The 20,869-nt window shown below is 65.8% G+C and carries 18 protein-coding genes; 11 read left to right on the top strand and 7 right to left on the bottom strand.

Annotated elements, in window-relative coordinates:
* Positions 1-525 precede the first annotated feature (525 nt).
* From NLR35_RS11185 to NLR35_RS11175, 3 genes are read left to right on the top strand one after another with little or no spacing between them, the layout of a single operon-like run.
* The gene (locus NLR35_RS11185) at positions 526-897 is read left to right on the top strand and encodes a tRNA-binding protein (RefSeq protein WP_257166597.1); all 372 of its coding nucleotides are present in this window, start codon (positions 526-528) and stop codon (positions 895-897) included.
* A 14-nt stretch (positions 898-911) separates the two neighbouring features.
* Positions 912-2,873, top strand: a complete 1,962-nt coding sequence (locus NLR35_RS11180) for an alpha amylase C-terminal domain-containing protein (protein WP_257166596.1) — start codon at positions 912-914, stop codon at positions 2,871-2,873.
* A gap of 15 nt (positions 2,874-2,888) precedes the next feature.
* Positions 2,889-3,356: a hypothetical protein gene (locus tag NLR35_RS11175; protein ID WP_257166595.1), complete on the top strand. Its 468-nt coding sequence runs from the start codon at positions 2,889-2,891 to the stop codon at positions 3,354-3,356.
* Between the two features lie 364 nt (positions 3,357-3,720).
* Here the strand turns inward: NLR35_RS11175 and NLR35_RS11170 are convergent, their stop codons facing one another.
* Positions 3,721-4,650, bottom strand: a complete 930-nt coding sequence (locus NLR35_RS11170) for a sugar kinase (protein WP_257166594.1) — start codon at positions 4,648-4,650, stop codon at positions 3,721-3,723.
* Positions 4,637-5,674, bottom strand: coding sequence for an SPFH domain-containing protein (locus tag NLR35_RS11165; RefSeq protein ID WP_257166593.1), 1,038 nt, complete (start codon positions 5,672-5,674; stop codon positions 4,637-4,639). Before NLR35_RS11165 ends, NLR35_RS11170 begins: the two co-directional genes overlap by 14 nt.
* Before the next feature lie 110 nt (positions 5,675-5,784).
* On the opposite strand from NLR35_RS11165, the gene NLR35_RS11160 reads away from it, so the two are divergent.
* Complete coding sequence (locus NLR35_RS11160; protein ID WP_257166592.1) at positions 5,785-6,537, top strand: NUDIX domain-containing protein; 753 nt, start codon at positions 5,785-5,787, stop codon at positions 6,535-6,537.
* Between the two features lie 309 nt (positions 6,538-6,846).
* Here the strand turns inward: NLR35_RS11160 and NLR35_RS11155 are convergent, their stop codons facing one another.
* Positions 6,847-7,428 (bottom strand): hypothetical protein, encoded by a 582-nt coding sequence (locus NLR35_RS11155; RefSeq protein ID WP_257166591.1) that lies wholly within the window; start codon positions 7,426-7,428, stop codon positions 6,847-6,849.
* A gap of 244 nt (positions 7,429-7,672) precedes the next feature.
* Here NLR35_RS11155 and NLR35_RS11150 point away from each other — a divergent pair, with 244 nt between their 5' ends.
* Together NLR35_RS11150 and NLR35_RS11145 are read left to right on the top strand one after the other, a co-directional pair.
* Positions 7,673-9,772 carry a methyl-accepting chemotaxis protein gene (locus NLR35_RS11150; RefSeq protein WP_257166590.1) on the top strand — a complete coding sequence of 700 codons (2,100 nt, stop codon included), beginning with the start codon at positions 7,673-7,675 and terminating at the stop codon, positions 9,770-9,772.
* Between the two features lie 325 nt (positions 9,773-10,097).
* Positions 10,098-11,324, top strand: coding sequence for a CaiB/BaiF CoA-transferase family protein (locus NLR35_RS11145; protein WP_257166589.1), 1,227 nt, complete (start codon positions 10,098-10,100; stop codon positions 11,322-11,324).
* 164 nt (positions 11,325-11,488) lie between these two features.
* Here NLR35_RS11145 and NLR35_RS11140 read toward each other — a convergent pair whose 3' ends face one another.
* Positions 11,489-11,734, bottom strand: coding sequence for a hypothetical protein (locus NLR35_RS11140; protein ID WP_257166588.1), 246 nt, complete (start codon positions 11,732-11,734; stop codon positions 11,489-11,491).
* A gap of 19 nt (positions 11,735-11,753) precedes the next feature.
* The gene (locus NLR35_RS11135; RefSeq protein ID WP_257166587.1) at positions 11,754-12,425 is read right to left on the bottom strand and encodes a TetR/AcrR family transcriptional regulator; all 672 of its coding nucleotides are present in this window, start codon (positions 12,423-12,425) and stop codon (positions 11,754-11,756) included.
* Between the two features lie 225 nt (positions 12,426-12,650).
* On the opposite strand from NLR35_RS11135, the gene NLR35_RS11130 reads away from it, so the two are divergent.
* Together NLR35_RS11130 and NLR35_RS11125 are read left to right on the top strand one after the other, a co-directional pair.
* Positions 12,651-13,886: an acyl-CoA dehydrogenase family protein gene (locus NLR35_RS11130; protein WP_257166586.1), complete on the top strand. Its 1,236-nt coding sequence runs from the start codon at positions 12,651-12,653 to the stop codon at positions 13,884-13,886.
* Positions 13,887-14,167: 281 nt separating this feature from the next.
* Positions 14,168-15,226: a phosphotransferase family protein gene (locus tag NLR35_RS11125; protein WP_257166585.1), complete on the top strand. Its 1,059-nt coding sequence runs from the start codon at positions 14,168-14,170 to the stop codon at positions 15,224-15,226.
* Positions 15,227-15,405: 179 nt separating this feature from the next.
* Here NLR35_RS11125 and NLR35_RS11120 read toward each other — a convergent pair whose 3' ends face one another.
* A complete protein-coding gene (locus NLR35_RS11120; RefSeq protein WP_257166584.1) occupies positions 15,406-15,675 on the bottom strand; it encodes a hypothetical protein in 270 nt (89 codons plus the stop codon).
* A 340-nt stretch (positions 15,676-16,015) separates the two neighbouring features.
* Here NLR35_RS11120 and NLR35_RS11115 point away from each other — a divergent pair, with 340 nt between their 5' ends.
* The gene (locus NLR35_RS11115; RefSeq protein WP_257166583.1) at positions 16,016-16,972 is read left to right on the top strand and encodes a phosphotransferase family protein; all 957 of its coding nucleotides are present in this window, start codon (positions 16,016-16,018) and stop codon (positions 16,970-16,972) included.
* A gap of 983 nt (positions 16,973-17,955) precedes the next feature.
* Here NLR35_RS11115 and NLR35_RS11110 read toward each other — a convergent pair.
* Positions 17,956-18,741, bottom strand: coding sequence for an SDR family NAD(P)-dependent oxidoreductase (locus NLR35_RS11110; RefSeq protein WP_257166582.1), 786 nt, complete (start codon positions 18,739-18,741; stop codon positions 17,956-17,958).
* A gap of 144 nt (positions 18,742-18,885) precedes the next feature.
* Here NLR35_RS11110 and NLR35_RS11105 point away from each other — a divergent pair, with 144 nt between their 5' ends.
* Both NLR35_RS11105 and NLR35_RS11100 read left to right on the top strand, forming a co-directional pair.
* The gene (locus NLR35_RS11105) at positions 18,886-19,593 is read left to right on the top strand and encodes a histidine phosphatase family protein (RefSeq protein ID WP_257166581.1); all 708 of its coding nucleotides are present in this window, start codon (positions 18,886-18,888) and stop codon (positions 19,591-19,593) included.
* Positions 19,594-19,907: 314 nt separating this feature from the next.
* Positions 19,908-20,675 carry an SDR family NAD(P)-dependent oxidoreductase gene (locus NLR35_RS11100; RefSeq protein ID WP_257166580.1) on the top strand — a complete coding sequence of 256 codons (768 nt, stop codon included), beginning with the start codon at positions 19,908-19,910 and terminating at the stop codon, positions 20,673-20,675.
* Positions 20,676-20,869 lie beyond the last annotated feature (194 nt).

Genomic DNA, 20,869 nt, shown 5'->3' with positions numbered 1-20,869 from the left:
TGACGCATATGCCTCCCGGACGGGCGAGGGATCATGATCTCCAAGCATCGCGTAGCCCGCATGAGCGAAGCAACATGCGGGATCTCACGGGCTGCGTCGGAGAACCCGGCGTCGCTGCGCTCGCCCGGGCTACGTGGCTGTCGTCCCGGGCAAGCCGCGACGGCGCGCAGCGGCGGCGGGGCGCTGACGCGGGACCCATACGCCGTGCCGGTCGTTGGCTTGCGCAAGTCGGGCCATCTCGTGTCACGACGTCCTCCTGTGGTTATGGGTCCCTGCGTTCGCAGGGACGACAGCTGAGGGTATCGAAGCAGCGAAGGCTGCCGAGACGACGGCGTTGCCTCAGGCTCGGCTGCGACCGATCCGCCACACCGGGCCCGCCAGTCGCTTGCGCGGGGCGCCGTCCCCAGGACGGTGCATTGTCACCGCGCGACCCGGCGACTAGAAATTGATCTGGTTGAGGAATCTCCCTTCCGAGCCGCGCCGGAACCAAGCCGCGCGGCCAGTCCCGCGTTCGATGAGGCCGTCATGCATCTATCCCACGATCCCACGGCACCCGCGGCAGCGCAGATCAGCTTCGACCAGTTCCTCGCCGTCGACATCCGCGTCGGCACCATCGTTGCCGCCGAGCCGTATCCGGAGGCGCGCAAGCCGTCGCTGAAGCTGACGATTGATTTTGGCCCGGCCATCGGCACCAGGCGCTCCAGCGCCCAGATCGCCTCGCTCTATGATCCGGCCACGCTGGTCGGTCGCCAGGTCGCCGGCGTGGTCAATTTCCCGCCGCGGCAGATCGGCAAGTTCATGTCGGAGGTGCTGACGCTCGGCTTTCCGGACGAGGCCGGCAACGTCGTGCTGTTTCAGCCCGACAAGACCGTGCCGAACGGCGCGCGGCTGTTCTGAGCGGGGCGCTGGCGATGGATATGTTGCTGGAACCTGTTACGCTGCCGCCATTCCCTGAAGGCTTGAGGATTTCGCTGCGGCAGATGCATCTTCTCCAGGCTCCCATGGGTGGCACCCTGGTGACCGGCGGCGCCACCTTCCGCGTGTTCGCGCCGCATGCGAAGGCGGTCTACGTCTCAGGCCCGTTCAACGACTGGGCGCAGGATTCGAGCTGCCGCTTGGCGCCGATCGGCAACGGCCATTGGGCAATCTTCGTCCCCGGCTTGAAGGACGGTGACGCCTACATGTACTTCGTCGAGGGCGAGGGGAATTCCGGCTACAAGCGCGATCCGCATGCACGCCTGCTCACCGTCGATCCGCCATTTCCGCAGGCGCATTCGGTGCTGCGCAACCCGCAGGCGTTTCCCTGGCACGACACGGACTTCACGCCGCCGCCCAACAACGAACTCGTGATCTACCAGCTCCATGTCGGCACCTTCGACATGAAGGCCGGCAATCCCGACGGCTGCTTCTTCGACGTGATCGAGCGCGTGCCGCACCTGAAGAAGCTTGGGATCAATGCCATCGAGCTGCTGCCGGTGCAGGAATTCCCGTCGATGTTCAGCATGGGCTACAACGGCACCGATCTGTTCAGCCCGGAGACCGACTACGGCGAGGCGGAGGCGGCGCATCTCGCAGCCTATTTCGCGCGGACCAACGAGATCCTGACGGCCGCTGGTGCGGCGCCTTACGCCGATATCGGCGTGGTCAGGCATTGCGACGACCAGCTGCGCGCGCTGATCGACGTCTGCCATGTCCACGGCATCGCCGTGCTGTTCGACGTCGTCTACAACCACGCCGGCGGCGGTTTCGACGAGGCCAGCATCTGGTTCTTCGACCGCCAGCCTTACGGCGATCCCAACCGCAGCCTGTATTTCACCGACCAGGGCTGGGCCGGCGGGCAGGTGTTTGCCTACTGGAATGCCGACGTGCGGCAGTACCTCGTCGACAACGCCATCATGTTCTATCGCGAATATCACGCCGACGGCCTGCGCTTCGACGAGGTCAGCGTGATGGACCGTTTCGGCGGCTGGGCGACCTGCCAGCAGCTCACCGAGGCGCTGCGCGCGGAGAAGCCGGACGCGATCCAGATCGCGGAATTCTGGCCGGTCAATCCGTGGGTGGTGAAGGACATCGCCACGGGCGGCGCCGGCTTCGATGCCACCTGGAGCGACGGCCTGCGGCTCGCCGTGCGCGGCGCGATTGCCAGCGCCGCCGGCGGGGCGGGGGCAGAGGTCGCGATGCAGCCGATTGCGGCGGCGATCGCCGATCTCGGCCTGGGCCATCGCTGGCGCGCGGTCAACTCGATCGAGAACCACGACATCGTCTATGCCGGCCGCGAGCCGCGCATCCCGCGCCTCGCTGATCCCATCGACAGCCGCTGCTGGTACGCGCGCAGCCGCAGCCGCGTGGCGACGGGATTGCTGCTGACCGCGCCGGGCATCCCCATGCTGTTCATGGGCCAGGAGCTGTTCGAGGACCGGCCCTGGAGCGACACGCCGAGCCTGGACACCACGATCCAATGGGCGCTGCTCGACGGCGAGGACAAGATCACCGCGGACGCGATGCGCTTCACCCGTGAGCTGATCGCGATCCGCCGCACCCATCCGGCGCTGACCGCCGAGGGCTGCGCCATCGTCCACTTCCACGATTCCAACCGCGTGCTCGCCTTCCACCGCTGGGACGGCAAGGGCGACGACGTCATGGTGATCGTCAGCCTGAGCGAGACGCCCTGGCGCGACTACGCCATCGGCTTCCCCGCCGGCGGCGCGTGGCACGAGGTGTTCAACAGCGACGTCTACGACAACTGGGTCAATCCGGGCGTGGTCGGCAACAACGGCGCGGTGAATGCGAACGGCCCGGCTCTGCACGGCCAGCCCAACTCGGCCATGGTGACGATCCCGGCGAACGGCGTGCTGGTGTTCGCGCGGACGTAGAAAGGATCTTACTTGATGGGGGCGTCATCGGCGATCAAGGCACTGTTTACTGCGATCGCCCGGACTCATCAGGCCAATCGAGCGCGCCGGGAGGCTGACCGCGATCCGCCGCCTCATCGCATCGATCTGGCGCCAGGGCTGATGATGCAGATTCCGCCTCTCAAGATCAAATTGGACGCGCGCCTTTCTGAGGGCGAGCCGCTCGATCTGACGTTCGAGCAGGCAAGTGAAATCATCGGTTCGATAAGAACGGCCTGTCAACGCAGGGACCGAACCAGCGTCAGCTATCCCTACAGGCATTTCGAATGGACGACAGACGCACGGCCACGGCCTGACGATCCGGACGGCGTGTGGATCACATGCAGGTCTGGCGGTGATCTATCAAATCGGCGAGCCCGTCGGGATGAACTATTTGCCGCATGCTGCGAGTTCAACGGCATGTTTGAATTGATCTATAAGCGAGCCACTGGAGCCGATGCATAAGCCGTAGGGTGGGCAAAGGCGCTGCACTGCTCTCTCCACAAAGGAGATCGCAGAGGCGCCGTGCCCACCATCTGCCGACGTGCTCGCGGCTCGACGGTGGGCACGCCGCCGCCTTCGGCGGCCGCTTTGCCTACCCTACGGCACCGCGCTCGGCGCGACGATATGCAAAATATGGATAGCGGTCTCTCCACCGTCATTGCGAGCGCAGCGAAGCAATCCAGGGTGGTGGGCGGGACTCTGGATTGCTTCGCTGCGCTCGCAATGACGTGGTGAGAGCGGGGCGCGGTATCAGCGAAGCGATCTGCAGAGGTAAACTACACAATCAGCCACCCTGGCGCTCCGCCATCCCGATTGCGGCCTCGGCTTAGATGATCAGCCGCCCCTGGCGTTCCGCAATCGAGATGACAGCTTCCGTTCCAGCGTTGAAATCGAGATGATCCGCCTCGATGCCGTCGGAGAAGATCACGCCGTTCTCGGGCATCAGCGAGCGGAGCCGCAGTGTCTCGGCGCCGTCGAGGCCGCCGCACACCAGCGAGGTCTGCGATGTCTTGCTTGGGAACGGCTCGCGCACGGCGAAGCGGAGCGCGCGGGCATCCCAGGGCAGGGCGGTATAGTCGCCATCGCCGTGGCTGCCATAACTGCCGGCAATCGCCAGCGCGCCGGTGACGATGCTCTTGAACCAGGCGGTGGAGCCGAGGCCGGTGGCAACGATCAGGCCGCTGGACGACTGCCGCTCATGAGCCTCGCGGGTCGCGATCTCGTAGCGCGCCGACACATGCGTGCTGGCGCCGATGAAGAGGTCGTTGACGGCATGCAGCACCTGGCCGTCGGCGAGGCTCGCGCGCGCCATGGTCACCGCCTTCGCGGCGCGCTTGTCGGCGGCCACTTCAGGCAGCAGGCTCGCGAGATCATCAGGCGCGAACGGCAGCAGCACGCCGTCATGGCGGGCGGCATCCGGGTTGAGGCCGAGCAGCGGCTGGCCGTCGAGATATTTCATGGTGTTGGCGACGAGCCCGTCGGGACCGAGGGCAGCGACGATGTCCGCCGGGCCGAAGATGAAGTTCGGCAGGAAGCCGCGGTCGACGATCTGGTAGCGGCCCCAGCGCTCCAGCGTCTGCGTCGCCGTGGCGCGCGCGGCCTGGTAGGCCGCGTGCTCGCGTTCGTAGTCGGAGAAGTCGGCGCCGAGATGCTCGACATAGAAGCGGGCCTGGTCCGCGGTGAGGAACCTTGCGATCAGCTCCTCGAGCCGCGTTCTCCTGGTGACCAGGATCACCTTGCGGTCACTGCCGGACACGGGGAGCCTCCGCGGGCTTCTGCATCAGGCTGTTCAGCAACTCCGGCGAGACGTTGAGCTGTCCGATCTTCTCGGCCTTTTCGGCGAGGCCGGAGAAGGCCTGCGCGATCAGCTGGCCCGGCTGCATGCCGGTCGCCGCGAGCGCCTGGATGACGCGGGTGTCGACGCCCTCGAAGATCTTCATCAGCGCCCCGACGCGGTAGGCTTCCGCATCCGCCAGCGTGCGGGTGTTGGCCGCATTCAGCGATACAAAGTCCTTGCGCTTGGCCTCGAGCCCGATGTCGGCGACCATGCCGGCCTCGCGCAGCTCGTTCTTTTTTGCCGCGACGCTGGTCTCCGCATCCATCTGCGTCTCGCGGATCGAGCGCTTCTTCTGCTCGACCGCGATCTCCGTATCCAGCTCGCTCTCGCGGATGGCCCGCTCGCGCTCGACCGCAAAGTTACGCCGGGCGAAGATGGCCTCGTCGGCGGTCTTCAGGATCGCCTCGCGCGCCTCGGCTTCCAGCGCCTTGGCGGTCTCCGGCGTGGGCTTCACCGCGCGCACAGCGACGCCGAGGATCTCCAGCCCCAGCGCATCGATATCGGCCCGTCGCTGCAGTCCGGTCGCGATCGCTTCCGCAATGCGGTCGGAGGCGCGCAGCGCTTCCTTCAGGGTCATGTCCTTGACGGCCTGCTGCGCCAGCACCTCGACCGCGCCGAGCACGCGCCGCGGCAGCTCCTCGGGGTCATCCGACTCGTACGACTTGCCGTCGCGCTTCAGGGTGAAGTTCAGCATCGAAGCCGCCTTCTTCGGCTCGCCGATGCGGTAGGTGACCTGGCCCTGGATCGTCAGCGTCTGAAAGTCGCGGGCGATCTGCTGGAAGATGAAGCTGGCGTCGCGGCTGCCGATCGGGATCGCGACCAGCGAGGTGGCGGGGCCGTAATAGAAGGTGGAGAGCCCGGCGCCTTCCTCGACCACGGTGCCGGCGCGGTACTTCAGCAGGTAGGTGGTGGGCTGGGCCTTGATGAAACGCATGCCGAACATGGCGGCCTCCTGTGTCATTCGATGGTGTAAGTGTGTCACACCAACTAAGTAAGTTGGACAGTACAACTAAGTATGCTAGTGTCAAGGGGCAAGATTGGGAGGCGGCGGGTATGGCGGGACGGCAGGGGCAGGGCGGTGGATCAGGGGATCAGCCGGTGGCCAGGAGGGCGGCGTTGGATTTTCCGCGGCCGCTGACCACGGTCGACATCGTCATCTTCACGATCCGGCTGGAGGCTCTGCACGTGCTCCTGGTGCGACGGGGCAAGGGAGCCGGCGAACCGTTCCCGGAGACTTTCGCGTTGCCCGGCGGCTTCGTCGACGTGACCAAGGATGCCGATCTCGCCGCCTGCGCCCGGCGCAAGCTCGCCGAGAAGACCGGCGTCGTCAGCCCGTATCTGGAGCAGCTCGGCAGCTGGGGCAGCGCCACCCGAGATCCGCGCGGCTGGTCGGCGACGCATGCCTATTTCGCGCTGATCCCGTCGTCAGCGGCGGAGGCTGCATTGGCGGCCGATGCGCAATGGTTTTTGCTTCAAGGCGCCAGCGTCAAGCCGAAGCTCGCCTTCGATCATGCCGAGATCCTGCGGGCCGCCGTGCAGCGGCTGCGGAACAAGGTCGAATACACCTCGCTGCCGGCCTATCTGATGCCGGAGGAGTTCACCTTGCCCGAGCTGCAGCGAAGCTACGAGATCGTGCTCGATCGTCCGCTGGAAAAGAGCGCCTTCCGCACCCGCATGCTCTCGGCCGACCTGATCGAGCCGATCGAAAAGATGCGCAAGGGACCGAACCGCCCGGCGCAGCTCTATCGCCTCAAGCCGGCGGCCGCGCCGGTGTACTTCGCGCGGACGTTCAACGCGCCGGAGTGAGAGCGGTGGAGCCCGCATGAGCGCGGCGGTGCGCTAAGGGCTGCGTAGGGGCGCCCTTCATCCCATGTAGGGCTATCGCATATGGAGATAGGGGCTGTCGCGACAAGCAATCCTGGCAGTTAGGACTCCGTCATGCCCGGGCTTGTCCCGGGCATCCACGTGGTTCTCAGCGTGCCGAACGACGTGGATGGCCGGGACGAGCCCGGCCATGACGATGTCCAGACGGACGAGCGCACCCAGTCCGATCGTCAATTCGCCAGCCCTGCTTCTCCTCCCCGGGCGCGCAGTGGCCCGCGTATCCTCAGTGGGTCAGGCCGAGAAGTCCACCACCAGCGATTTGCTGGTCGAGCTCGACGAGCTGCTGCCATTCGAGCTGTAGGACGAGGTCTGGCTGCTGTTCGAGCTCTGCAGCGCCTCGAGCAGTTTCTTCAGCAGCTCCTCGACCTGAGACGAGGATGATGAATCCGACGAGGACGACGTGCTCGACGTGGCGTCGCTGCTGCTGCTGTCATCGCTCGGCGGCGGACCGGGCGGCGGACCGCCCGCGCCACCGGCGCCGCCCGGGCCGCCGGAGAAGGCGCTGGCGAACACGTTCTTCAGCTCGGTGGCCTGATCCGAGGTGAGCTTGCCGCTGTCGACCTCGCTCTGGATGAGATCGTCGATCTTCGACTGCATCTCCTTGGGCGAAGGCGGCGTGCTCGAGCTCGTCGATGAGGAGAACGAGCTGCTGCTGCCACTCTGCAGCGCGGAATCGATATCGTCGAGCGCCGAGGACAGCGCGGTCTGGTCCGTCGAGCTGACCTTGCCGGCGGAGACTTCCTTGGTGAGCTCCTGCTTGAGCAGGTCGAGCGGCGAGAAACCGCTCATGGAGGAGGCAGAGATCGACGTCATGGCGTGCTCCGAGAGTTGCGACATCAAACCTGCGTCCAGCTGTTGATCGGAGCGCTTAACAGCTTCTTGTGCTGTATGTCCCGATGTGTCCGAAGTCGGGCTGCACACAAAACGAAGCAAGAAAGTCGGCAACTCCCGTGTTTTTACGGGGTATTCGCAAATGCGGCTGCGAAGGGCGCCAGACGAATTATTAAGGACGAGCAGCGAAAGTAGCTCCGGATAATTTCGGGGTGGAATTGATCAGATGCGATTGCTCGACGGCCTGACCATACGAACCGTTCTCGGTCTGATCATCGGAGCGCTGGCGCTGCTCTTGATCGGCAGTCTCGCCACCGGCGTGGTCGACGCGCTCAGCCGCTATCAGTCGGCGCAGCGGATCGCGCGGCTCGCCGGCGCCGACCAGCAGCTGTTCAACAGCTTGATCGGCTTCCGGCTGGAGCGCGGCACGTTCCTGGCGACCCTGGCCGCGGAGGGGACCGCCGACCAGGCAGCAGAGACCCGCATCACCACCAATCGCCAGATCTCGGAGACGGCCTACAGGCAGGTGCAGGACGCGCTGTCCGGCGTCGCCGACGGCAAGATCGCGAGCCGCCTCAGCACCCTCGTCGCGACGCATGACCGGCTGGCCTCGCTGCGGCCCGATGCCGAGCGCGCCATCAGGCAGACCAAGGCGTCGCGCGACGCGCAGGCCGCGGATGCCTTCCGCAAGGCCGCGCAGGACTATCTCGATGCGCTGCTCGTCATCGCCGCCGATCTCGAAGAGACGGTGAAGCTGGCCGACCCGCTCGTCGACCAGATGGTCAATGTCAAGCAATCGGCCTGGGCGGCGCGCAATTTCGGCGGCCAGTTCGCGATCAAGATCGAGAACGCCGCAGCCTCCGGCAAGCCGTGGACCACGGCCGAGATCGTCGCCGGCGCGGAGGATTCCGGGCGGCAGGCGCAGGCCTGGAGCCAGGTGCTGACGGCCGCGGCGCGGCCCGATGCGCCGGCCGCGCTCGTCGATGCCGTCAACCGCTCCAAGCAGGCGGAGGCCATTGCGATGGCCGAGCAGCAGGCCGGCCTCATCAAGGCGCTGCGCAACAACCAGAGCATCGATTTCAAGTTCGCCGAACTTTCGAAGCTCAACACCGCGCTGCTCTCCTACAGCGTCGATGCCGCCAATGCCGCGCTGGCCGAGATGGTCGCGGTCGCCGGGCGGCGCATCGGCGAGGCGCGCGAGAGCCTCATCATCAACCTCGTGATGATGGGCATCGCGCTTGCCGTGGCGCTCGTCGGCATGATCGTGGTGCAGAGCCGCATCTCGGCGGCGATCCGCTCACTGGCCGCCGCGATGCAGCGCCTGGCCGATCGTGACTACACGGTCGAGCTCGAAGGGCTCGACCGCCGCGACGAGATCGGGGAGATGTCGCGCACCGTGGCCGTGTTCAAAACGAGCATGATCACCGGCGACCAGCTGGCGAGCGAGAAGGACGCCGCGCAGGCGCGCCGCGAGCAGCGTCAGGTGGCCGTCGACGCGCTGATCCGGCAGTTCGAGGCGACGGTGACCGCTTCGCTGCACACCCTGACCTCGGCGTCGAGCGAGCTGAACGCGACCGCGCAATCGATGTCCACGACCGCCGACCAGGGCCGCCAGAAGGCCTCGTCGGTCGCCGACGTGTCGCAGCGCGCCTCAGGCAACGTCCAGATGGTGGCGGCGGCGACCGAGGAATTGTCGGCCTCGATCAGCGAGATCAGCCGCCAGGTAACCGAGTCGACCACGATCGCCGGCGCGGCGGCGACCCAGGCCGAGAAGACCAATGACGAGGTGCGTGCGCTGTCGGACGCCGCTCAGCGCATCGGCGACGTCGTCGCCCTGATCAGCGGCATCGCCGAGCAGACCAACCTCTTGGCCTTGAACGCGACCATCGAGGCGGCGCGCGCCGGCGAGGCCGGCAAGGGGTTCGCGGTGGTCGCCGCGGAGGTGAAGACGCTGGCCAACCAGACCGCCAAGGCGACCGAGGAGATCACCTCGCAGGTGGCCGGCATCCAGGGCGCCACCAAGGCCTCGGTCGATGCCATCCAGGCGATCTCCTCGACCATCCACCGGGTCAACCAGATCGCCGCGGCGATCGCGGCGGCGGTCGAGCAGCAGGGCGCGGCGACGCGCGAGATCGCCCGCAACGTGCAGCAGGCATCGGAAGGTACCAATGCCGTGTCGCACAACATCTCCAGCGTCTCGGAAGCGACCGCCGCGACCGGCCAGGCCGCCGGCGGCGTGCTGGATTCGGTCCGGACGCTGTCGAAGCTGTCCGCCGATCTGCGCCACGACGTCGACCAGTTCGTGAGCCAGCTGCGCGCGGCGTAGCGGCCGTTATCTCCGGCCGTTGTCTGGGTCGGACCTGATGCCGCCGCCGGGAGCCCCACCATCGCTGGCATTCCGGGGCGCGCGCAGCGCGAGCCCGGAATCCATCGGGCGGCAGGCGATGCTGAGGAATGGATTCCGGGTTCGTGCTGCGCACGCCCCGGAATGACGACAGTGAATGCCGTGGCGAAACCGGCTTCCATCGACACTGGCAAGGCGGCATGCCGAGAGCGCAGTGCTCATCCGGCCGAAATGGTGTATCCGCGGGTGACAGGCGGCGCCTCCACGGGCATGTCCGCCACAAGGAATAAACTCCCGGAGGAACTCCATGTCGGCCCTGCCGCTGTCTGGCATCAAGATTCTCGATCTGACCCGCGTCCTGGCCGGTCCGCTCTCGGCCCAGATGCTGGCCGATCTCGGCGCGGAGGTGATCAAGATCGAGCGGCCCAAGACCGGCGACGACGCCCGCGCCTTCGGTCCGCCGTACCTCGTGGATCCCGCGGGCAAGGCCAACAACAACAATTCGTTCTACATCTGCGCCAACCGCAACAAGAAATCGGTGACGGTCAACATCGCCTCGCCGGAGGGCCAGGAGATCATCCGCGCGCTGGCGAAAGACTGCGACGTGTTCATGGAGAACTACAAGGTCGGCGATCTCAAGCGCTATGGCCTCGACTACGAGGCCATCAAGGCGATCAATCCCGACGTGATCTATTGCTCGGTCACCGGCTTCGGCCAGACCGGCCCGTATTCGCCGCGCGCCGGCTATGACGCGATCTTCCAGGCGATGGGCGGGCTGATGAGCGTGACCGGCCACATGGACGGCGAGCCGGGGGCGGGGCCGATGAAGGTCGGGCCGTCGATCGTCGACTACATGACCGGCATGAACACTTCGATCGGCATCCTCTCGGCGCTGTACCACCGCGACGTCAATGGCGGCGGCGGCCAGCATGTCGATGTCTGCCTGTTTGACACCGTGATCGCCTCGCTGTCGCACTACGCTCAGATCTTCCTGATCAACGGCAAGTCACCGCCGCGCCGCGGCACCTGGGGCAATGGCGGCATGCCGGCCGGTGTATTCCGCTGCACCGACGGCGAATTGATGCTGGTGGTCGGCAACGACGCGCAGTTCGCGCGCACCTGCGCCGTGCTGGGGGCGCCGGAGCTCGCGACGAATCCGAAATTCGTCAAGAACAACGACCGCGTGGTGAACGGCAAGGAGATCATGGCCGTTTTCGCCGGCCTGTTCCTGAAGAACTCGGTCGCGCATTGGCTGGAGGAATTGGAAAAGGCCGGTGTGCCCTGCGGCCCCGTCAACGACTTCGCTCACGTGTTCGCTGATCCGCATGTCCGCTCGCGCGGCATGGAGGTGAAGGTCGAGCACCCGTTCGAGCCGCAGCTATCGGTGATCCGCAACGCGCTGACCTTCTCGGGGACGCCGATCACCGAGTATCGGGCGCCGCCGCTGCTCGGCGAGCATACACAGGACGTGCTCTCAGGGCTCGGCTATGACGAGGCCAAGATCGCGGCGCTGAAGCAGCAGGGCGTGGTGTAGGGCGCGATTAATCGCGACATTCTCCGGTGTCGTCCCGGCGAACGCCGGGACCCATAACCACCGGCCGGTGTGCTGAGGCTCGATCTCTCCCCGCGTGCCTCAAGACGGATCACGCGGTATGGGTCCCGGCGTTCGCCGGGACGCCCCGTGGAGAGAGTGTGCCTCTAATTGTGGCGGTGATGACGGAGCCGCTTCGCCTTGTGTCGTGGCGCATGATAGCGCGGCCCCGTGACGTACGGGGCCGGCGGCGGGGCGCCGAGCTGCTGCCGCGACTCCTGCAGGCGTCGCTGATAGCCGGGGGAGTTCATGATGTTGGCGGCGGCGCCGCGGGCGAGCACCGGCTCGCTGGCGATGACCATCGCAAACGTGGACGCGGCGATGGCCATGATCAATCGCAGGCGCTGCGTCATCAGGCGGGCTCCATTCTCGTTAGCGCGCCTCGCGCGCTGCGACCTTCGGCGCTGACTTTGCCGCCGACATCCGCGCGGTCAAGCCGAGCACGGCGCCGCGCACGACACGCTCGATCACATCCTCGACATCGTCGAGGTCGCATCGGCCGTCGGACAGCTTGGTCAGCCGCTCGCTCTCGCGGATGGTGTGATGCGCCATGGCCAGCGCGAAATGCAGGCCCCAGAACAGGTCGACCTCCGAACTGTCGGGCAGGGCGCGCTGCATGGCGCCCGCGAATTTGCGCAGATGGTCGATTTCCTTGGTCTTGATGCGGCGGATCGGCGGCACGGATTCGATCGAGGCGCGGATCATGAATTGTGCCACGGCGGAGCGCTGGTTCTGCGGCCCCAAGCAGCCGCGCAGGATCGGGCCCACCAGCGCGCGCAGGATGGCGCTGATCTCGGCGCGGCCGCCGCCTTCGTCTTCCGCTGCCCGCAATTCGCGCAGCCGCTCGCGGTTCAGCGCGATCGACCGCGTCACGAACAGTTCGGCGATCAGCTCGTCCTTGGAGCCGAAATGATAGTTCACCGCGGCGAGGTTGACGTTCGCCGCCGCGACGATGTCGCGCAAGGTCACGTCGGAGAATCCGCGCTCGGCGTAGAGACGTTCCGCCGCGATGAGGATCGCGGTCCGGGTCTGGTCGGTGGCCATCGTCACCTCCCGAAGGGGTGGGGAGTTGCGTTTCAAACAATTGTATGAAACTATTGTTTGAGACGGCCGGAATGTCAATCGCGGTGCTTCCGCGGGACGACATTTCGGCGCTGCAGCGAAGGGCCCCGCGAAATCGTGCCGCGCAAGATCGCTCTTGCGCCGATGCGGCTGGCGGATCGACACTGCGGCCAAAACACGTTCGAGGAAACGCTCAAGGAGAGTCCCATGGACTTCACGATGTCGGCGAAGCAGCAGGAATGGCTGGAGCGCGTGCGCAGCTTCATGACCAAGCATGTCCGCCCGGCGGTGCCGATCTACAAGCAGCAGGACGCCGAGGGCGACCGCTGGAAGGTGATCCCGATCCTCGAGGATTTGAAGGCCAAGGCGAAGGCCGAGGGCCTCTGGAACATGTTCATGCCGCCGTCGCCGCATGAGGACGACGAGTTCCGCGGCGCCGGCCTCTCCAACCTCGAATACGCGCTGCTGTCGGAGGAGATGGGCCGCATCTCCTGGGCCTCCGAAGTTTTCAACTGCTCGGCGCCGGACACCGGCAACATGGAAGTGTTCATCCGCTACGGCACCAAGGAGCAGAAGCGCAAATGGCTGCGCCCGCTGATGGACGGCGAGATCCGCTCGGCGTTCCTGATGACCGAGCCGGCAGTTGCTTCGTCGGATGCGACCAACATCGAGACCCGCATCGTGCGCGACGGTGATCACTACGTCATCAACGGCCGCAAATGGTGGTCGTCGGGCGTCGGCGACCCCCGCTGCAAGATCGCGATCCTGATGGGCAAGACAGATCCGTCCGCCGCCAAGCATCAGCAGCAGTCGCAGATCCTGGTGCCGCTCGACACCCCCGGCATCAAGGTCGAGAAGATGCTGCCGGTGTTCGGCTTCGACGACGCGCCGCACGGCCACGCCCAGGTGCTGCTCGAGAACGTCCGCGTGCCTGCGGAAAACATCCTGCTCGGCGAGGGCCGCGGCTTCGAGATCGCGCAGGGCCGCCTCGGTCCGGGCCGCATCCATCACTGCATGCGCACCATCGGCAAGGCCGAGGAGTCGCTGGAGAAGATGGTGCGCCGGCTGATGACCCGCCAGGCCTTTGGCAAGAAGATCATCGAGCATTCGGTGTGGGAGCAGCGCATCGGCGAGGCCCGCACCAACATCGAGATGTGCCGGCTGCTCTGCCTCAAGGCCGCCGACATGATGGACAAGGTCGGCAACAAGACCGCGCAGGGCGAGATCGCCATGATCAAGGTCGCCGCCCCCAACATGGCGCTGAAGATCATCGACGACGCCATCCAGGCGTTCGGCGGCGCCGGCGTGTCGGACGAGGCGGGTCTTGCCAAGGACTACGCCAACATCCGCACGCTGCGGCTTGCCGACGGCCCCGACGAGGTGCACAACCGCGCCATCGCCCGGCTCGAGATGAAGAAATACGCCAACGAGCCGCGGCACTGAGTGTAATCTCGTAGGGTGGGCAAAGCGTCCGTCGCCGCGCAGAGCGCGGGGACGGATGCGTGCCCACCATTGTCGAGCCCGAAGCAAGACGGTGGGCACGCTTCGCTTTGCCCACCCTACGGATTCGAATACCTGGCGGAGACTCACCACTCCCGTCATTCCGGGCGGCGGGCAGCGTCGAACCGGGATCCAGAGATGAGTCCGCCAAGACAGAGATTCCGGGTTCAGCCCTCTCGGGCTGCCCCGGAATGACGAACATGTGAGAAGAGGGAGGCCTCGTCGTGGCCGACGGCGTCAAGAAGGACGAAGAATTCTCCGGCACCAAGCCGGTCGAGGAGCGGCATCGTTTCGACGAGGCCAAGCTCGCGGCCTGGATGGCCGAGCATGTCGAGGGCTATGCCGGTCCGCTCGCCGTCGAGCAGTTCAAGGGCGGCCAGTCGAACCCGACCTACCGGCTGAACACGCCGGGCCGTTCCTACGTGCTGCGACGAAAGCCGTTCGGCAAGCTGCTGCCGTCGGCGCATGCGGTCGACCGCGAATTCCGCGTCATCGCAGCCCTCGGCAAGCAGGGCTTCCCGGTCGCCAAGGCCTATGCGCTGTGCAACGACGACGGCGTGATCGGCTCGGCCTTCTACATCATGTCGATGGAGGAGGGCCGGGTGTTCTGGGATCCGACCCTGCCGCATGTCGACGCGCCCCAGCGCCGCGCCATCTTCACCAGCAAGATCGAGACGCTGGCCAAGCTCCACACCTACGATCCCGCCGCGATCGGCCTCGCCGACTTCGGCAAGCCGGGCAATTATTTCGCCCGCCAGGTCGACCGCTGGACCAAGCAGTATCGCGCCTCCGAGACCGAGCACTTGCCGGAAATGGAGAAGCTGATCGAATGGCTGCCGCGCACCCTGCCGGCGCAGCAGCGCGTCTCGATCGTGCATGGCGACTACCGGCTCGACAACATGATCTTCCACGCGACCGAGCCGCGCGTCATCGCGGTGCTCGACTGGGAGCTGTCGACATTGGGCGATCCCATGGCCGACTTCACCTATCTTCTGATGCAGTGGATCATGCCCGGCCTCGCCGGCGTCGATCTCAAGGCGCTGAACATCCCGACGCTGGAGGAGGCGGCCGCGATCTACGGCGGCGTCACCGGCACTGACATGCCCGACCTCAACTGGTACTTCGCCTACAACCTGTTCCGCCTCGCCGGCATTCTCCAGGGCATCATCGGCCGCATCCGCGACGGCACCGCCGCCAACGACAAGGCGATCGAGTCCGTCAAGCGCATGGTGCCGATGACCAAGCAGGCATGGGCCTACGCCCAGAAGGCCGGCGCTGCGTAAGGCACCGCCGTTCGCGTAGGGTGGGCAAAGCGGCCGCCGAAGGCGGCAGCGTGCCCACCGTCCATCCGCGAACTCATCAGCAAGCACGGTGGGCACGGCGCCACCACGATCTCGTAGGTCGGGCGAGCACGTCAGCGCCTTTGCCCGCCCTGCGTTTCATCACGCCCGTGTTGTGAGGCTCAGCGCCCGCCGCCGCCTCCACCACCTCCGCCGCCGCCACCACCGGCCGTCGTCATCGCGCTGCTGTAGCGCGGATCGGTCTGCTTCATGTAGATCGGCGAGGTGTCGCGGCTCTGGCGGCGCGTGGATTGCTGTACCTGGACGTCGGTCCCGCAGGCTGTCCAGGACACGAGCTCACAGCCCGGCCATTGCGTCTCGCGTGCGCTGGCGCTCGTCGCAAATGCGCCGGCCGCCAGGCTGAGCAAAGCCAATTTCGATACTCTCGACATGTTGTCCATCCTTCGTTTCGGCGAGGCCGGAATGGTCCGCTTGCGAGGTTCGACGGGGCCTCAGAGCAGGCGGTTCGAAGCTGCGGGCCGAAAAAATCGGGCTGGCACTGCGGCGGGCGCTTGAACCCGATGACTGAGCAGGACGACGTGAAGCGGGCTGCCGCCTGCGCGTGAGCACCTCTGATGTTGCTGACGCTTGCAAGTCCGACCATTGGACATTGCCATCGAGCCTGTCGTCCGGACCTTGACGCGACGGCTGCGATAGTATGAATCGGCTACCTCTCAAAAGGGCGCGCATGAGGCGTTTCGCGGCCTGATCCCGCAGGCGGAGCCGTCAAGCATGTCGTCGCTTCCGATCAAGCCGGACCGTCAACTCGATGTCTCGAGCGCCGAGGCCATGCTGGCTCGCGCGAAGCTCGATGCGCGAGTCCGATCGGTCTCACTGCTGCATGGCGGTGAGATCAGCGCTGTATATGCGCTGGACATCGAAGACGATCATCCGCCGTTGGTCGCGAAGATCTACCCTGACAGCATGAGCTGGAAGATGCGAAAAGAGGCGCGCCTGCTCGAGCTGGTGCATGACCGGCTGCCGGTGCCCGCGCCGCGTCTTCATCTGGCGGATGCGACGCGGGAGCTGATCGGTCTGCACTATGTCGTCATGAGCTGGCTCGACGGCGATCTCTTGGGTCCACTGGAGCAGTCGCTCTCGCAGCCGCAGCGACGGGACGCCTTCCGGCAGGTCGGCCGCCTCTCACGCGCGTTCCATGACATTGCCATGGATGCGTTCGGCTACATCGGCGCCGACGGCGTCTCGCCGGCCCATACCGATAATCGTAGCTATCTCACCTATCAGTTCGAGCGCAAGCTCGCGGAATGGGGCCGTCGCGGCGGCCAGCCTGATCTGGCCGAGCGGATCGCGCGTCATGTGGCAGGCCGAGGTGATCTGTTCGAGACCTGCGCTGGGCCGGTCCTATGCCACAACGATCTGCATCCCGGCAACGTGCTGGCCCAGATGGCCGATGGAGCAGTGCGCCTGACCGGCGTGGTCGACTTCGAAGGCGCGCTGGCGGGTGACCCGCTGATGGATGTCGCCAAGGCGATCTATTATCTGTCGCCGGAGCAGCGCGACGCATTTCTGGATGGCTACGGGCCAATCGCCCGGAGCGAGATCGAGCCGACACTCGCGGTCTATCGTCTGCTGTTCTCGCTGGAGCTGTGGTGCTGGTACCAGCAGTTCGGAGCGACCGACAAGCTTTCGCCGCTGATCGATGACATCGAACGCCTGTTGCGTGGTTGAGCGGGATCGCTCCGGGCAGCCCGTCGGGCGAATCACCTCATGCATGCTGCTTCGTTGGGTCGTGCACACGTCCCATGATCGCCGAGTTGAGCCGTCTCCGGAACAGAAAGTTCACCCGTGCGATCAAGGCGATCGTCTCGTCCAGTCCGGACAGGCAAAAGATTTTTCTTTCGCTTTTTCGGAATTTGTGGTTTGCTTGCGCCATCCCGCCTCACCGAAGGGGCGTTGCGCGCGATCGTCACGACACGCGAGGCGGGGAGCGATGGCCGCGATCGAGCCGCAGCGTAGCTTGCTACGTGGACGAACGGTTAGGCGTGGACGCGAAGTCGCAGCGTGCTGACACCCCGATGCTGGTGTCCAGCGTCATGCGTAAGCATTGTCGCGAATGGTGGCCAGACAGCCCGGCGCACCAGGCAGACTGCGTATAAGCGTGAAGACCGTCGCGCAGGGAAGGCCGGGTGTTCTCGGCTGCACCTGTGGTACCTGCCGCCTGCATTTTTCTCGCAGGCGGGCCGCAGGCGTCAGCCGACGCCTGGCCTTCCCTGCGCCCTTCGATTGCGAGGGGCGGTGAGTTCTTGGGATCACTCGGGCGCGACAGCGTTGCGGGAATGAATGCGCATGTTTGGATATCGTCATTACAGCCAAGCATCGACATCGCGAACGCGCTGGCGGTGTGCAGAGCCCGGATCCATACGCCGCAGCAAATGTGTTGGACAACAAGCCCATCGTCAGCCTGCCTCGAACCGCTCCCTGGGTGTATGGGTCCCCGCGTTCGCGGGGACGACAGTGGAGTTTGTTGTGCCAACTGGGCTGCAAGAACGGCAGGCGTGCGGCAACAACAGGTGTCGTCCCCGCGAACGCGGGGACCCATACCGCGTGATCTCTCGTGGGATGTCGCTGTCAGTTGCCTGCCTCGCTCCGGCCGGTGGTTATGGGTCCCGGCGTTCGCCGGGACGACGGCGGAGAGCGAGGCGGCAATTCAACTAAATCGGCTTGCCCGCATACGGCATCGAGGCCGTGAGGCCACCGTCGACCGGAAACGCCTGGCCGTTGACGTAGGACGCCTCGTCACTGGCGAGGAACAGGGCCATGGCGGCGATCTCGTGCGGCTGGCCGGCGCGCTTCAGCGGATTGAGCTGGCCGATCTTGCCCTCGGTGCCGCGCTCCTTGGCGCCGTCGAAGATCGGCTTGGTCATGCCGGTCTCGATCAGGCCCGGACAGACCGCGTTGATGCGCACGCCGGTGCCGGACAACGAGTAGGCCGTGGTCTGCACCAGACTGATGACGCCGGCCTTGCTGGCCGCGTAGGGATGGCCCGAGGCGCCCGACTTCAGGCCCGCAACGGAGGCCGTGCAGACGATCGCGCCGCGCTGCTGCCTGATCATGTGCGGCATCGCGTATTTCACCGCGAGGAACGGGCCGATCAGGTTGATGCGCAGGATCTCCTGCCAGTGCTCGACGGTCTGCTCGGCGATCGGGATCAAGCCGCCGGAGATGCCGGCATTGGCCCAGATCACGTCGAGCTTGCCGTAGGTCGCGACCGCGCGATCGATGAAGCCCGAGACATCAGTCTCCGAGCCGGCGTCGGCCATCACGGCTTCCGCGATGCCGCCCTGCTGCTTGACCATCTCGACCGTCTCCTTGACGGCCTCGCTGCGGTCGACCGCGATCAGCCGCGCGCCTTCCTTCGTGAACATCAAGGATGCGGCGCGGCCGATTCCGCTTCCGGCGCCGGTGATGATGACGGATTTGCCTTCGAGGCGGCCCATGTTTCCTCCTGTTGTCGTTGTGATCAGTTGCGTGCCGCGCAACGGAATTCAAACGCCGTTTCAAACGTGTCGGGATCGCCAACCGGCTTGAGACGACTGAGGCCTTCACGTACAGCGAGAGACCAGCAGAGGGAAGGGTGAGCGATGACAAGTGATGGCAGCAAGCCTTCTGTGGTCACCACGCGCTGGTGGTGGGTGCGCCACGCGCCGGTGCGCAGCGACGGCGGCAACATCTATGGCCAGTCGGACATCGCCTGCGACACGTCCGATCGCGAGGTGTTCGAGGCGGTCGCAAAAATCCTGCCGCGCAGCGGGGTCTGGTATGCGAGCAATCTGATGCGCACGCATCAGACGGCGGAGGCGATCTGGGCCGCCGGGTTTCCGCAGCCCCCCATGATGATCAAGGAAGCCGCCTTTGCCGAGCAGCATCTCGGCCAATGGCAGGGCATGAACCGCGCTGCCTTCCTCGCCAGCCGGCCCGCCGGCAGCAGCTGGTTCGCCGCGATCGACGAGCCGGCGCCGGGCGGCGAGAGCTACCTGGATCTGTATCTGCGCGTGACCGCAGCGATCGCGCGCGTCACGGTGGCCGAAGCCGGCCGCGATGTCATCGCGGTGGGACATGGCGGCACGATCAAGGCCGCGGTCGGCCTCGCCCTCGGCGGCCTCGTCGAGAAGGGCCTCGCCTTCGACATCGACAATTGCTCGGTGACGCGGCTCGATCATATCGTGGCCGGCGAGACCAGCACATGGCGCCTGCCGATGGTCAACCAGCAGCCCTGGATCGCCGATGCCGCACACCGCGCGATGCACCAGCCGGCCGGCCCGGAGGTGACGGTGAGCAAGCTGGCGTGAGGGGGAGGTTGGCCTATTCCATGTTCGATACACGCGAGCTAATTACATCTGGCCACACGAGCGGTGTCCCCTCTCCCCTTGTGGGAGAGGGTGGTATGATCGCGCTTTGCGCGATCATACCGGGTGAGGGGTCTCTCTCCGCAAAGACGGTGCCTATGGAGACAAACCCCTCACCCAAGCGAGGATGACGCTGGCAGCTGTGTAGCCCTCTCCCACAAGGGGAGAGGGCGCAGTCATTGGCACCGCGGAGAGCTTGGCGGCCCTGCGGTGCTAACCTTCTATCGCTAACAACTCATAATTCGGAGGAACTCCCCATGACCCTGTTCGACATGACCGGCAAGGTGGCCGTCATCACCGGATCCACGCGCGGCATCGGGCTCGCCATTGCCGAGCGCATGGCCGAGCACGGCGCCAAGGTCGTGATCTCCTCGCGCAAGGCCGATGTCTGCGATGCCGTTGCGAAGGAACTCAATGAGCGCTTCGGCGCCGGCACGGCGGCCGCGGTCGCTGCCAACATCTCCAGCAAGGAAAATCTTCAGAACCTCGTCGACGAGGCCAACCGCATCTACGGCCAGATCGACGTGCTCGTTTGCAACGCCGCCTCAAACCCGTATTACGGGCCGCTGGCCGGCATCTCCGACGATCAGTTCCGGAAAATTCTCGACAACAACATCGTCGCCAACAACTGGCTGATCAGCATGGTCGTCCCGCAGATGATTGCGCGCAAGGACGGCTCTGTTATCATCGTCTCGTCGATCGGCGGCCTGAAGGGCTCGACGATCCTCGGCGCCTATGCGATCTCAAAGGCCGCCGACATGCAGCTCGCGCGCAATCTCGCCTGTGAATACGGCCCGCACAATGTGCGCGTGAACTGCATCGCGCCGGGGCTGATCAAGACCGACTTCGCCAAGGCGTTGTGGGACAATCCGGACAACCTCAAAGCCTCGACCGCCCGCTCGCCGCTGCTGCGCATCGGCATCCCCGACGAGATCGCGGGCGCCGCGGTGTTCTTGGGCTCGGCCGCCGGCAACTTCATGACCGGCCAGACCATGGTCATCGACGGCGGCGCGACGATCAGCTGAAGGCGATTGAGAGTGTAGCGGGACGGTGCAGCTACACTCTCAGCCGTCGTCCCGGCGAACGCCGGGACCCATAACCACCGGCCGGCATGAGGCAGACAACTGGCAGTAACATCCCTCGACAGATCACGCGGTATGGGTCCCGGCGTTCGCCGGGACGACGACGGTGGGTGTCGCGCGACTGCCGCGGTGAAGGA

The sequence above is a fragment of the Bradyrhizobium sp. SRS-191 genome (assembly GCF_024586915.1).
GTDB lineage: Bacteria > Pseudomonadota > Alphaproteobacteria > Rhizobiales > Xanthobacteraceae > Bradyrhizobium.
The sequence above is the reverse complement of the archived record's forward strand: the minus strand, read 5'-3'. Positions and strand labels throughout refer to the sequence as shown.